At 43.7% G+C, this 13,677-nt stretch carries 8 protein-coding genes; 7 read left to right on the top strand and 1 reads right to left on the bottom strand.

Going from position 1 to position 13,677, the window contains the following annotated elements; all coding sequences use genetic code 11:
- Positions 1-118 precede the first annotated feature (118 nt).
- Entirely contained in the window at positions 119-2,932 is a 2,814-nt protein-coding gene (gene aceE / locus RTS10_RS00310) for a pyruvate dehydrogenase (acetyl-transferring), homodimeric type (RefSeq protein WP_312538688.1), read from the top strand.
- Between the two features lie 81 nt (positions 2,933-3,013).
- On the top strand, positions 3,014-5,119 hold the full coding sequence (locus RTS10_RS00305) for a 2-oxo acid dehydrogenase subunit E2 (protein ID WP_312538687.1): 2,106 nt from the start codon (positions 3,014-3,016) through the stop codon (positions 5,117-5,119).
- Positions 5,120-5,222: 103 nt separating this feature from the next.
- Here the strand turns inward: RTS10_RS00305 and ppsA are convergent, their stop codons facing one another.
- A complete protein-coding gene (gene ppsA / locus RTS10_RS00300; protein ID WP_007116643.1) occupies positions 5,223-7,589 on the bottom strand; it encodes a phosphoenolpyruvate synthase in 2,367 nt (788 codons plus the stop codon).
- 476 nt (positions 7,590-8,065) lie between these two features.
- Between ppsA and ppsR the strand changes: the two genes are divergently transcribed.
- From ppsR to RTS10_RS00275, 5 genes are all read left to right on the top strand, one after another.
- On the top strand, positions 8,066-8,950 hold the full coding sequence (ppsR, locus tag RTS10_RS00295; RefSeq protein WP_312538686.1) for a posphoenolpyruvate synthetase regulatory kinase/phosphorylase PpsR: 885 nt from the start codon (positions 8,066-8,068) through the stop codon (positions 8,948-8,950).
- Between the two features lie 109 nt (positions 8,951-9,059).
- Positions 9,060-10,754 (top strand): Si-specific NAD(P)(+) transhydrogenase, encoded by a 1,695-nt coding sequence (sthA, locus tag RTS10_RS00290; protein ID WP_312538685.1) that lies wholly within the window; start codon positions 9,060-9,062, stop codon positions 10,752-10,754.
- The gene (rsmG, locus tag RTS10_RS00285; protein WP_203171884.1) at positions 10,754-11,401 is read left to right on the top strand and encodes a 16S rRNA (guanine(527)-N(7))-methyltransferase RsmG; all 648 of its coding nucleotides are present in this window, start codon (positions 10,754-10,756) and stop codon (positions 11,399-11,401) included. The genes sthA and rsmG overlap by 1 nt, the downstream gene beginning before the upstream one ends.
- A 101-nt stretch (positions 11,402-11,502) precedes the next feature.
- Positions 11,503-12,303 (top strand): ParA family protein, encoded by an 801-nt coding sequence (locus RTS10_RS00280; protein ID WP_312538683.1) that lies wholly within the window; start codon positions 11,503-11,505, stop codon positions 12,301-12,303.
- 178 nt (positions 12,304-12,481) lie between these two features.
- On the top strand, positions 12,482-13,645 hold the full coding sequence (locus tag RTS10_RS00275; RefSeq protein WP_312538682.1) for a ParB/RepB/Spo0J family partition protein: 1,164 nt from the start codon (positions 12,482-12,484) through the stop codon (positions 13,643-13,645).
- The last annotated feature ends 32 nt before the right edge of the window (positions 13,646-13,677 follow it).

Here is a 13,677-nt window from a genome sequence, read left to right as displayed (position 1 = left end):
CTATCGCTATTTATAACAATGTTTTGTGTCTAATAGTTGAATACTTTGAGTCGTTTACAACCTAGCTCCATTCTAGGTTATTTCCATGGATGGATGCCATTGCCAGAAGGAACGAAAAATGCAATATCAGTATTTTAAAGACCCTGATAGTCAAGAAACCCAAGAATGGCTTGACGCCTTTGATTCGGTGATCAAGTCAGTGGGAAAAAAACGTGCCACTTTTTTACTAAAAGCCATCTATGACAAGGCGGTGCAAGAAGGGTTACGCGTTAACCGTCTTGACACCGCTTATATCAACACTATTCCTGTAGAAGATCAGCCCTCGTATCCCGGTGATTTAACTCTAGAGCGTAAAATCCGCGCTATCATTCGTTACAATGCGGTGGCGATGGTGATGCGTGCCAACAAAAATGACGACGACTTAGGCGGTCACTTAGCGACCTTTGCCTCTAGCGCGACGTTATACGAAACAGGTTTTAACCATTTTTGGCGCGCTGCGAGTGAAAGTTTTGGCGGTGATATGATTTATTATCAAGGTCACGGTTCGCCAGGGATGTATGCTCGCTCATTTTTAGAAGGTCGATTGACTGAAGAGCAGCTAACAAATTTTCGCCGTGAAGTAGGGGGCAAAGGGCTATCTAGCTACCCACACCCTTATTTGATGCCTGACTATTGGCAGTTCCCAACCGTGTCGATGGGTTTAGGCCCAATCATGTCAATTTATCACGCGCATGTGCATCAATATCTTGAAAATCGCGGCTTGATTCCAAAAGAAGGTCGCAAGATTTGGGCATTCTTGGGCGATGGTGAAACCGATGAGCCAGAGAGCTTAGGTGCTATCTCACTAGCCGGTCGCGAGAATCTAGAAAATCTGATTTGGGTGATTAACTGTAACTTACAGCGCCTAGATGGTCCGGTACGTGGTAACGGTAAAATCATCCAAGAGCTTGAATCCGTATTTCGCGGTGCAGGCTGGCGGGTGATTAAAGTTATTTGGGGCGGTAAATGGGATACGCTACTAGATAAAGACCATACGGGCGCGCTCAAACATCGTATGCTTGAGACCCTCGATGGTGAATACCAAGTCTATAAAGCGCGTGATGGTAAATTTGTCCGTGACTATTTCTTTGGTAAATACCCAGAACTTGCCGAGATGGTCAAAGATTGGACTGACCAAGAAATCCAAAATTTAGACCGTGGTGGTCACGACCCAATGAAGGTGTATGCTGCATTTAGTGAAGCCATGAAAGCCAAAGGTCAGCCGACGGTGATTTTGGTTAAAACCGTCAAAGGTTATGGCTTATCTAACCAAAGCCAAGCGGTCAACAAAACCCACCAAATCAAAAAACTCGAAATTGATTCATTAAAATATTTCCGTGACCGTTTTGATTTGCCATTTACCGATACGCAGCTTGAAGAATTGCCGTTTTATCGTCCTGATGAAAATTCTGCTGAAATCCAATATCTGAAAGGTCGCCGTCAAGCACTGGGCGGACATTTGCCCAATCGCCGTAGTGGTCATATTCCACTCGAGGTACCAGGATTAGAGATTTTTGACAAATTACTACAAGGTAGTGCAGGCAAAGAACAATCTACCACTATGGTATTTGTACGCTTGCTAGCGGCACTGCTAAAAAATAAAGCGCTGCAAGAGCGTGTGGTGCCGATTGTTCCTGATGAAGCCCGTACTTTTGGTCTTGAAGGTATGTTCCGCCAATTGGGTATCTACTCGGCATCGGGTCAAAATTATACCCCTGAAGACCATGAAGCCTTGATGGGTTATAAAGAAGCCAAAGACGGTCACATGCTTGAAGAAGGTATTAATGAAGCGGGTGCGATGAGTGCTTGGATTGCGTTAGCGACCAGTTATTCAACCAATGCGTTACCGATGATTCCTTTTTATATCTATTATTCGATGTTTGGTTTCCAACGCGTCGGTGATTTAGTTTGGGCAGCAGGCGATATGCAGGCGCAAGGCTTCTTGCTTGGCGGTACCGCAGGTCGTACCACACTTAATGGCGAAGGCTTACAGCACCAAGACGGTCATCAGTTGATTTTATTTAACACGGTGCCAAACTGTGTCACTTATGACCCATGTTATGGTTATGAGCTAGCGGTGATTGTACAAGATGGTCTGCGCCGTATGTATGGTGAAGGTGAACGGGTTTTCTATTATATCACCTTAATGAATGAAAACTACGAGCAACCAGCTATGCCAACAGAGGTAGAAGAAGGCATCAAAAAAGGCATGTACTTGCTCAAAGACAATGGTTCAAAACAAGTGCAATTGCTGGGTTCGGGCGTGATCTTACGTGAGGTTGAAAAAGCCGCACAAATTCTAGCTGAAGAATTTAACATCAATGCCAACGTGTGGAGTGTTACAAGCTTTAATGAACTCACTCGTGAGGGCATGGCATGTGATGAGTACAATCGTCTGCACCCATTAGATGAACAGCGTACGCCTTGGGTTACTGAGCAACTTGCGCAGCATGAAGGGATTGTAGTCGCCGCCACCGACTATATGCGCATTTTCTCTGAGCAAATCCGCGCCTACCTACCAGACAGTCGACCGTATGCTACCTTAGGTACCGATGGTTTTGGTCGTTCTGATAGTCGCCGCCAATTACGTAGTTACTTTAAAGTGGATGCCGCCCATATTGTGGTGGCAACGCTCAAACTATTGGCAGATGAAGGTGAAGTTGATGCGCGTTTGGTCAAAGATGCGATTAGTAGCTTAGGTATTGATGCCGATGCTTCACCGGCTTGGCATCCTCAAGTACAAATCGACCATTCTCCAGATGCCCCAGCGATTTTAGGCGCGCATCCAAAACCTGTACCAACCTTGGTTGAAGAGGATGATGAAGCGATTTCAGCAGACGGCAAAGCAGAAGATAAAGCCGATGCGCCAATTCTTAACGACAAACCTGAATAATAGAAATCAATAGTAGGTAATCAGCCACGTATTAGCGGCTGATTACCCACTTAGTAAAAATAAAAATTTAAGGATAAACCCATGGAAATCAAAGTTCCCGACTTAGGCGTTGATAGCGCCGAAGTCAGCGAAATTATGGTCAAAGTCGGCGATGTCATCAATGTGGACGATAACATTGTCTTATTAGAATCTGACAAAGCCTCCGTAGAAGTACCTGCAACATCAGCAGGGACTATCACAGCGATTAATCTTCAAATCGGTGATAAGGTCAAAGAAGGTGATGTGATTCTCACCATCGACAGTGCAGGCAATAGCCAATCCAACACTGCACCTGTAGAGCAACCTACGCAACAGACAGACCAACAAGCAGCCCAATCTAACGAAGCTAGAGAAATTAAAGAAACTAAAGAAGCTAACGCGACTTCATCGCAAGCGCCGTCTATGGCTGCGCCAAATCAATCACAGCCAACATCCGCATCAGCTGAAGCAACCTATACATTGCCAGATTTAGGGGTGGATACCGCAGAAATTAGTGAATGGTTAGTCAAAGAGGGCGATACTGTCACTGCTGAACAACCGCTGGTATTGGTCGAATCCGATAAAGCCTCGGTCGAAGTACCGGCACCTGTCAGTGGAAAAATTGTCAAATTTTTAGTCAATGCAGGTGATACGGTCGCCAATGGTCAGGACTTTATCGTGATGGCCTCCCAATCAGCTACGCAACAGTCATCATTAGCCAGTGACTCATCAGAACAAGCTGCTAGTCAAGCCAATTCAGCTGCAAACCAAAATCAGCCACCCGCTCAAACGGTATCTGCGCCTCAATCATCCACACCCGCTGGTAAACAAACCTTTGGTTTGCCTGATTTAGGGGTAGAATCGGCACAGATTAGTGAATGGATGGTCAAAGTAGGCGATGAGATCACAGCAGAACAACCATTGTTATTGGTAGAATCCGATAAAGCCTCGGTGGAAGTCCCCTCACCAGTCGCCGGTAAAGTGGCTGAATTACTGGTTAACGCTGGCGATACCGTCACCAATGGTCAAGACTTTGTTGTGATTGAATTGGTGGGGTCAGTGCAATCAGCGTCAAGTTCAGCTTCACAGCCGCAAGCGACCACCAATACTGCTCAGCAAGAAATCGCTAAAACGCAAAATACCGCGTCGACTTCAACTAATAGCGCCAGTACATCATCTAGTCAGTCAAGTTCGCAGTCAAAACTGTCTGAAGCGCAAATCAATGCCAAAAACGCCGCGGTTTATGCAGGGCCTGCGGTGCGCAAACTTACGCGCCAATTGGGTGTTGATGTCAGTGAAGTGATTGGTACGGGCGCTAATGGGCGTATTGTCAAAGAAGACGTGTTTGCTTATGTCAAAAATACAATAAAAGCGGTTAGTACGCCCGCAGCAGCAAATAATATCTCTGCGCCAACAGCGGCTCGCTCAGGATTACCTAATTTACCCGATATGAGTAAAACGGAAATTTGGGGAGAAATTGAGCGCCAAGATTTGACCCGTCTACAAAAAGTCTCCATTCCGCAGCTTAATTACAATACCTATTTGCCACAAGTCACCCAGTTTGATTTGGCAGATATTACCGATGTTGAAAAATTGCGTGGCGACCTGAAAGATGAGATGAAAAAAGAAGGGGTGAGTTTAACCATTCTGGCTTTCATCATGAAAGTAACTGCTTATGCACTGATGCAACATCCAAAATTTAACAGCCATTTAAGCGATGACAATACCCAGATTATTATCCGTAAATCCGTGAATTTAGGCTTTGCTGTAGCCACCGAGGAGGGTTTGACAGTCCCTGTCATTCAACGTGTAGAGCAAAAAGGTATCAAACAACTAGCGATTGAAATCGGTGAACTTGCCAAAAAAGCACGTGATAAAAAACTATCTGCCAAAGAGTTAACCGGCGCGTCATTTACGATTTCAAGTCAAGGCAATCTTGGCGGTACTTACTTTACGCCGCTGGTCAATTGGCCACAAGTTGCGATTTTAGGCGTGAGTGAATCTAGCATTCAGCCACGTTGGAATGAGACTAAAGGCGAGTTTGAGCCACGTTTAATGCTACCTTTGTCATTATCGTATGACCACCGTGTGATCAATGGTGCGGACGCTGCAGTATTTACCCGCTATATTGCAAAATTACTAGCAGATCCACGCCGCGTGTTGTTATAAATTGCAGCGCAAAAAAACCTAGCGTGTCATGTGCATGCTGGGTTTTTTAATGCCCAAAAAAAGCCCTTAGTCAAAACTAAGGGCTTTATGAATGCCAACAAGCTTATTTTTCGGTTTTTGCTAAGAAGAACCAAGTATCCAACACCGAATCAGGGTTCAGTGAGACAGAAGTAATACCTTGTTCCATTAACCACATCGCTAGGTCTGGATGGTCAGAAGGACCTTGTCCGCAGATACCGATATACTTGCCTTGTGCGTTACAGGCATCGATAGCCATTTTCAGTAGTTTTTTAACCGCTGGGTCACGTTCATCAAATGATTGAGATACGATACCCGAATCACGGTCAAGACCAAGGGTTAACTGGGTTAAATCGTTTGAGCCGATTGAGAAACCATCGAAGTACTGTAAAAATTCTTCTGCTAACAAGGCATTGGTTGGCAACTCACACATCATGATGACGCGTAAACCGTTTTCACCACGTTTAAGACCATTTTTCTCAAGTAGCTCTAATACCTTACGCGCTTCTTCCGTCGTACGTACGAATGGAATCATAATCTCAACGTTGGTTAAGCCCATTTCATCACGAACACGTTTTAATGCACGACATTCTAATTCAAAGCAGTCACGGAAATTTTCTGACACATAACGGCTGGCACCACGGAAACCGAGCATTGGGTTTTCTTCAGAGGGCTCATAGAGTTTACCGCCGATTAAGTTTGCATATTCATTCGATTTAAAGTCAGACATACGTACGATAACTTTCTTATCTTTAAATGCGACCGCTAGGGTTGAAATACCTTCAACTAATTTATCAACGTAGAAGTCAACCGGTGAAGCATAGCCTGCCATACGCTCTTGAATCGCTTGTACGATTTCGCGTGGTAGGGTGTTCATGTTAAGCAGTGCCTTTGGATGCACGCCAATCATACGGTTGATGATGAATTCTAACCGTGCTAGACCCACTCCTTCATTAGGGATTTGGGCAAATCCAAAGGCGCGGTCAGGGTTACCGACGTTCATCATAATTTTAAATGCCAAGTCTGGCATTGACTCAATTGAGTTGTTTTGGATTTCAAAGTCCAATTGACCTTCGTAGATATAACCAGTATCACCTTCTGCACAAGATACAGTGACTGCTTGACCATCGGTCAATAGGTCAGTGGCGTTACCACAACCCACGATGGCAGGGACGCCCAATTCACGCGCGATAATTGCCGCGTGACAGGTACGACCACCACGGTTAGTGATGATAGCAGCGGCACGTTTCATGACGGGTTCCCAGTCTGGGTCAGTCATATCAGACACAAGGACGTCACCTTCTTGTACTTTATCCATTTCATGGATTGAATTGACCACGCGTACAGTACCTGCGCCGATACGTTGACCAATTGAACGACCTTCACAGATGACATCGCCTTTTTCTTTAAGGATGTAACGCTCCATGACGTTTTGACTTTCACGGCTTTTTACTGTCTCTGGACGGGCTTGCACAATGAACAATTTGCCACTGTCACCATCTTTTGCCCATTCGATATCCATCGCATGACCATAATGTTTTTCGATGATTAATGCTTGTTTGGCAAGTTCAACCAACTCTTCATTGCTCAGTGAAAATTGGTTGCGTTCCGCTTTGTCTACTGGGACTATTTTGACTGATTTGCCCGCAGAGTGCTCGTCTGCATAAACCATTTTTTGTTGTTTGCTGCCGAGGTTACGACGAATTACCGCAGGTTTGCCGGCATTTAATAAGGCTTTTGAAATGTAGAATTCGTCAGGGTTCACCGCACCTTGCACGACCATTTCACCCAAGCCATAGCTTGCGGTGATAAATACCACGTCATTAAAACCACTTTCGGTATCAATGGTGAACATCACACCTGAAGTGCCTGTCTCTGAGCGTACCATGCGTTGTACGCCAGCTGATAAGGCAACACCTGCGTGCTCAAAACCTTTGTGAACGCGGTAAGCGATGGCGCGGTCATTGTATAAAGAAGCAAAGACTTCTTTAATAGCAATCAAGATATTGTCAATACCACGGATATTGAGGAAAGTTTCTTGTTGACCGGCAAATGAGGCGTCTGGTAAATCTTCAGCAGTCGCTGATGAACGAACTGCAACAGCGATGTCCTCGCCTTGGCTCATTTCGGCAAAGGCATCACGGATTTCTTGCTCCAAATCTTTAGGCAACTCTTGCTCAATAATCATGTCACGGATTTTCTTGCCTGTGGCAGTCAATGCCGCAACATCATCCACGTCCAGACCTTGGAGCGCGTCTTTGATTTTGTCTTGAAGACCGGTACCGATTAAGAATTTGTTAAAAGCTTCAGACGTTGTTGCAAAGCCACCTGGTACGCTTACCCCTAAATCTGTTAGGTGACTAATCATTTCACCTAATGAAGCGTTTTTACCGCCTACTTTGTCAATGTCGTTTTTGCCTAACTTGTCGAGTGAGATAACTTGTGCGTTCAAGGTGATAACTCCGTGAAATAAAGATTATTTTGAAAAGATTATAACGGTATTTCGTAGAAAATTCATCTTAAAAAATGATTTTCTAGCAAAAAATTTATAATTTTAAAAAAACTGTCAGCGATCAACAATTCAACTAAAATTTTGCTGGGATATCTTTGAGTTTAAGGGGAGAAAAAACGTAGATAAGCCTTCAATGACAATAACTGATGGCTAATTAAGGCAAATTAAGCATCGATTTGTTAGATTAAAGCCTACAAGTCACGTATAATAACAAACTCTCGACCTGTAAGACAAACGCCTGTAAGACAAATGCCTGTAAGACAAACGATAGTGTCTGCACTGATAACGACATTAATAGAGGACATTCACTGCCAAAAACGCAGTTAATGTGTGAGGTTGACCATCAGTATGAGTTTAAACCAGTGTTAATTTAAATTAGTATGGACGCTTCTTGTCATTTTTTTGGATAATTTTTCATGACCATTGAGCAAATCAAAGCCACGATTCAAAATAAAGACGCCTTAAATTTTGCAAATTCGCAGTCGTTGCGAAGTGTGTTTTTTATCTCCGATGGTACTGCGATTACGTCTGAAACCCTAGGTCGCTCTATTTTAAGCCAATTTCCCACGGTACCATTTGAGACTCGGGTTATTCCTTATGTTGATACCCTCGATCGCGCCGATGAAGCGGTCAATCAAATCAATCTTGCCCACCAGCGTGATGGGGTAAAGCCGTTAGTCTTTGATACCATCGTTGATCCTGTGATTCGTGAACGAATCAATGGCGCAGATGCCTTTAACTTAGATATTTATGAAGGTTTAATTAGTAAAATTGCCGATGAAATCAAAGTGCAACCTGCACCGCATGCCGGTCATGCCCATGGGGATGTCGATTCTGAGAACTATAAATCACGTATCGATGCGGTGCATTTTGCTTTAGACAATGATGATGGCGCGCGCACCACCCATTATGATGCGGCAGATATTATTTTGATTGGGGTGTCACGTTCGGGTAAAACGCCTACCTCTTTATACCTAGCGTTGCAATTTGGTATTCGTGCGGCGAATTATCCGTTGACTGAAGATGATTTATATGAAAATTCGTTGCCCAAAGCGTTAAAGCCCTACCGTGACAAACTGTTTGGTTTGGTGATTGACGCCGATCGTCTGGTAAAAATTCGTAACGAGCGCCGTGCAGGTAGCCGCTATGCAAGTTACCAGCAATGTCAACAGGAGTTGCGCGCCATTCAAGGTATTTATATTTCTCAAGGGATTCCAAATATTGATGTATCCACGATGTCGATTGAAGAAATCGCGACGCGTATTTTACAGATGACGGGGTTAAAACGTCGAATTGGTTAATGTAATCTCTTAACATACGGTTAATTTATCGTATTTTATATTTAATTTAAAAATTTTTTATTCATTATCTTTTTTATTCATTATCAAGGCTTAAAATATGGGAGCTAATATGCCAAAAAAACGGATTAATGACAAAGTTACTCAAATTCCCCCTACAAACAATGAAAACGAAAACATCTGTGATTCCAACACACAGTCAATTATTGAGCCCCAAGAAAATATTACCGAAATTTTGGCAAAACCAACCAAAACTGAAATTTCGGATTCTGATAAAAAAGCCAATACCGTCAGTATCAGTGAAGACGATGATAAGGTCAAACATTTTGATGATGCATCGGTGCATTTTGATTTAATTAGCCCGCTAGATAACACCCGTATCAATTTAAAGCGTTACAAGCGTCAAGATGCCGTTAGCCATGCCTATGATTATGATGCTATTGTGATTGGTGCAGGACCTGCGGGTGAAGCAGCAGCGATGAAAATCGCCAAATCTGGGCTAAAAGTTGCCGTGATTGATCCACGTAAACAAGTGGGCGGTAACTGTACGCACGTAGGCACGATTCCAAGTAAAGCATTGCGTCAGTCAGTGTTTAATATTATCGGTAATCGCCGCGATCCTATCTTAAACCAAGGCATCGACTATCACCAGATTCCACTTAATAAAGTATTAACCAAAGCGCGCGAAGTGGTGCGTAATCAGGTAGAAACGCATACCCGTTTTTATGAGCGCAATCAAATTGACTTAATCAATGGTTGGGCAAGTTTTAAAGATACCCATACCATTCATGTTGATATGAGTGATGGTACCGAGCAAGACATTACCTTTGAACAAGCCATTATTACCGTGGGTAGCCGTCCTTATCGCCCTGATTTGTTAGATTTTAGCCATCCTCGTGTGTTTGATTCCGATAAAATCCTGCAAATGGATTATGTGGTACAGCGCATTATTATTTATGGTGCGGGCGTGATTGGCTGTGAGTACGCGTCTATTTTTACCGGTCTTGGCTATAAAGTAGATTTGATTAATACCCAAGAGCAGTTGCTTAGCTATCTGGATGATGAGATTTCTGACGCATTGTCGCATGACTTTAGACAATTTGGCGTATTGATTCGCAACAAAGAAGAAATCGAACGGCTAGAAACTTATGATGACTGCGTAATTTTATACCTAAAAAGTGGTAAACGCATCAAATCAGATGCTATTTTATGGTCAAACGGTCGCTCAGGTAATACCGACAGTCTCAACCTTGCCGCCATCGGACTCACCGCAAACAGCCGTGGTCAACTCAAAGTCAATGAACATTACCAAACCGATATCCCAAATATTTATGCAGCAGGGGATGTCATTGGCTGGCCATCGCTGGCATCGGCAGCTTATGACCAAGGGCGCTGCGCTGCTGCTTATATGGTAGGCGATGAAAATGCACAACCTGTTCGCAGTGTGCCAACGGGTATTTATACCATTCCTGAAATTTCAAGTATTGGTAAAAACGAACAAGAATTAACCGCCGAAAAAGTGCCGTATGAAGTCGGGCAAGCTTTCTTTAAACACCTTGCCCGCGCACAAATCATCGGTGAGCGTAGTGGGGTGTTAAAAATACTGTTTCACCGTGAAACCTTAGAGATTTTAGGTATCCATTGTTATGGCAATCACGCCTCTGAAATTATTCATATCGGACAAGCAGTGATGGAAAGTAAAGGCGGCAATACGCTAGAATACTTTGTCAATACCACCTTTAACTACCCAACGATGGCTGAAGCCTATCGCGTTGCTGCACTCAATGGTCTTAATCGGGTGTTTTAATGGCGCAGATTAATGTAAAGCTACAACCCCAGTACGTAAAATTACAGCCGCAGTTGCAACAAGCGCTCTCTGAGTTAAAGTTGCAGCTATCGGATGAGCAGCAATTACAGCTCCTGTACTATCTACAGCAGCTGTTATTTTGGAATAAAGCGTATAATTTGACCGCTATCAAAGATGACCAACAAGCGTTAATCAAACATATCTTTGATAGTTTATCGATTGTGCCATTTTTGCCAGCCGGTGATTTGCTAGATATTGGGACGGGTGCGGGTTTGCCAGCGGTGATAGTTGCTATTTGTCAGCCACAACGTGCGGTGACAGCGCTTGATAGTAACCAAAAGAAAATTCGCTTTATCAAACAGGTCGCCAGTGAACTGGGGTTAAAAAATCTAACGCCGGTTGCCAGTCGTATTGAGGCACATGCAGGTAGTTATCAAGTGATTACCTCAAGGGCGTTTGCATCTCTAGTGGATTTTGTCACCCATAGTCAAAGCAAATTGGCAGACAATGGTATCATTTGTGCCATGAAGGGGGTTGAACCTGTTGACGAGATTCAAGCCCTTCAAAATGAGTGGCAAATTAACACCCAAGTGTTAACCGTGCCAAAGCTCTATGAATCACGCCACTTGATTTATTTGCAAAGATAAACACCCCATTTCAGCCAGTTTTACCGGTATTAGGGTTTGAAAAACTGGCTGTTTTTGACTACAATTTTCAACCTTTTTATCAACACATTGCGAGACAGTTCATGGATATTTTAGCCATTGCTAATCAAAAAGGTGGGGTGGGCAAAACCACCACCGCGGTTAATTTGGCAAGTGCACTGGCACATCGCCGCAAAAAAGTTTTACTGATTGATTTGGATGCCCAAGGCAATGCGACCACGGCATCAGGACTGGATAAACGCGAGTTAGAGTACAGTATTGCTGATGTGCTGTTAGATGATTTGCCAATCCATGAGGCGATTGTCAAAACCGCAAATGGGTTTGATATTGTCGGTGCCAACAATGAATTGTCAGGCAGTGATTTGCATTTAAGTCAAAAGCCTGAAAACCATGCAATTTTGTCAAAAGCCATGCAGCAGCTCGCTGATATGCCTGCCAAAAACGGCCGCGCGACTAAGCCGTATGATTTTATCGTGATTGACTGCGCCCCGAGTTTAAGTTTACTTACCATCAATGCAATGTGTGCCACATCAGGGGTGATTATCCCGATGCAATGTGAATATTTTGCATTGGAAGGATTGGCGGATTTATCGCAAACCATTGAGCGTTTGAAGTCGCTAAACCCAAACTTGCATATCCGCGGTGTGCTAAGAACCATGTTTGATCCGCGCAATACCTTGGCAAATGATGTCTCTATGGAATTGATTGAGCATTTTGGTCCGATTTTATTTAATACCATTATTCCCCGTAATATTCGTCTAGCAGAAGCACCGGCGCACGGCATCCCTGCGCTTGATTATGAGATAAATTCAAAAGGCTCACAAGCGTATATTCGCCTTGCCAATGAAATTATCAAGCAAAGTCGCCAATTCCAACTTACCTAAATTAAACTGTTTAGGCACTTTTTCTGTTAACTTGTTGGCAAGTGCGCACCGACAAAAGCAATGAAACTATTTTTCAAGCTATGGCGAATCTGCTAAAATAGCCAGTTCAAAAATGGCGGCATTGGTTTAATTTTTTATCAGTCATTTTTAACTATTTAATGGCATTGGGAATTTCGACATGGTTAAAAAGCGTGGATTGGCATCAAATCGAGGACTTGATGCGTTACTCGGCTCAATCAAAACAGAAAAATTGATTACCGGTAATCTAATCGATGCGAGTGTTCGAGCCGCTGTCGATGACGCGAAAAGCGCTGAAAAACTAAATGCCAAATCGAGCGATGATGGGCAAAATGTCGCGGATGATGAATCAGCCGAAGCTAGCGACACTATAGCTGTAGCCAAAAAATCGCCTACAGCTGCGGTAACCCCCAAACCACTCACCCCAAAACCCGCCAAAACAGTAACGTCAAATACCGATAACACACCCATAAATAACGATGCCAATAATAATAGTAATGATAGTAGTAATGTGGCTGGGTTAAATTTGATGCATATCAACGTCGCGTATTTGCAGCGTGGCAAGTATCAGCCGCGCCTTGATTTGGACGAAGATGCCTTGCAAGAGCTGGCAACGTCTATCAAGCAACATGGCGTGATGCAGCCTATTGTGATTCGACCCTTAGCCAAAGTATTGCCCAATTCCCCGATTACCCATGAAATTATCGCGGGTGAGCGTCGCTGGCGTGCGGCGCAAATTGCGGGTCTAACCCATATACCCGCCATCATGCGCCCAATGTCAGACGACTTGGCAATCGCTTTGGCATTGATTGAAAACATCCAACGGGAAGATTTGAGCGTCATGGAACAGGCTGCCGCATTGCAGCGTTTTCATGATGAGTTCGGCATGAGTCATTCGCAAATTGCTGATGTTGTGGGTAAGGCGAGAACAACGGTTTCTAATTTGTTGCGTTTGAACCAATTACATGACGATGTCAAACAGGCATTAAACGAAGGGCAGATGGATATGGGGCATGCCAGGGCATTATTGTCGCTGTCACCCAAACAGCAGCCGGTTATTGCCAAAAAAATTATACAGGGTCAATTGACTGTTCGTGAGACTGAAGCGTTAGTCAAAGACATTTTAAATCCAAAAGCGCCGATACAAAGCCAAGAAATTGATTATGATAGGCTACGCCTGAACCAACACCTCTCTGAACAACTCGGCGCCGTGGTAAAAATCAAAGGATCCTCAAAAGGCAAGGGGAGTATTGAGATCTTTTTTCACAACGAAGAAGAATTACAAGCTTTGATTGCCCAGTTCCAGTCGCAACTTGAGCATTAATCTTGCGCATTAGATTAGTTTTATCAATTTAT

Source organism: Moraxella sp. CTOTU47616 (assembly GCF_032017465.1).
Taxonomy (GTDB): Bacteria; Pseudomonadota; Gammaproteobacteria; order Pseudomonadales; family Moraxellaceae; genus Faucicola; species Faucicola tetraodonis.
This window is presented reverse-complemented; position numbering and strand designations above follow the sequence as displayed.

Excerpts from the sequence above, each read along its gene's own strand:
- aceE (WP_312538688.1), top strand. The coding sequence starts at position 119 with ATGCAATATCAGTATTTTAAAGACCCTGATAGTCAAGAAACCCAAGAA.
- RTS10_RS00305 (WP_312538687.1), top strand. The coding sequence starts at position 3,014 with ATGGAAATCAAAGTTCCCGACTTAGGCGTTGATAGCGCCGAAGTCAGC.
- ppsR (WP_312538686.1), top strand. The coding sequence starts at position 8,066 with ATGACCATTGAGCAAATCAAAGCCACGATTCAAAATAAAGACGCCTTA.
- sthA (WP_312538685.1), top strand. The coding sequence starts at position 9,060 with ATGCCAAAAAAACGGATTAATGACAAAGTTACTCAAATTCCCCCTACA.
- rsmG (WP_203171884.1), top strand. The coding sequence starts at position 10,754 with ATGGCGCAGATTAATGTAAAGCTACAACCCCAGTACGTAAAATTACAG.
- RTS10_RS00280 (WP_312538683.1), top strand. The coding sequence starts at position 11,503 with ATGGATATTTTAGCCATTGCTAATCAAAAAGGTGGGGTGGGCAAAACC.
- RTS10_RS00275 (WP_312538682.1), top strand. The coding sequence starts at position 12,482 with ATGGTTAAAAAGCGTGGATTGGCATCAAATCGAGGACTTGATGCGTTA.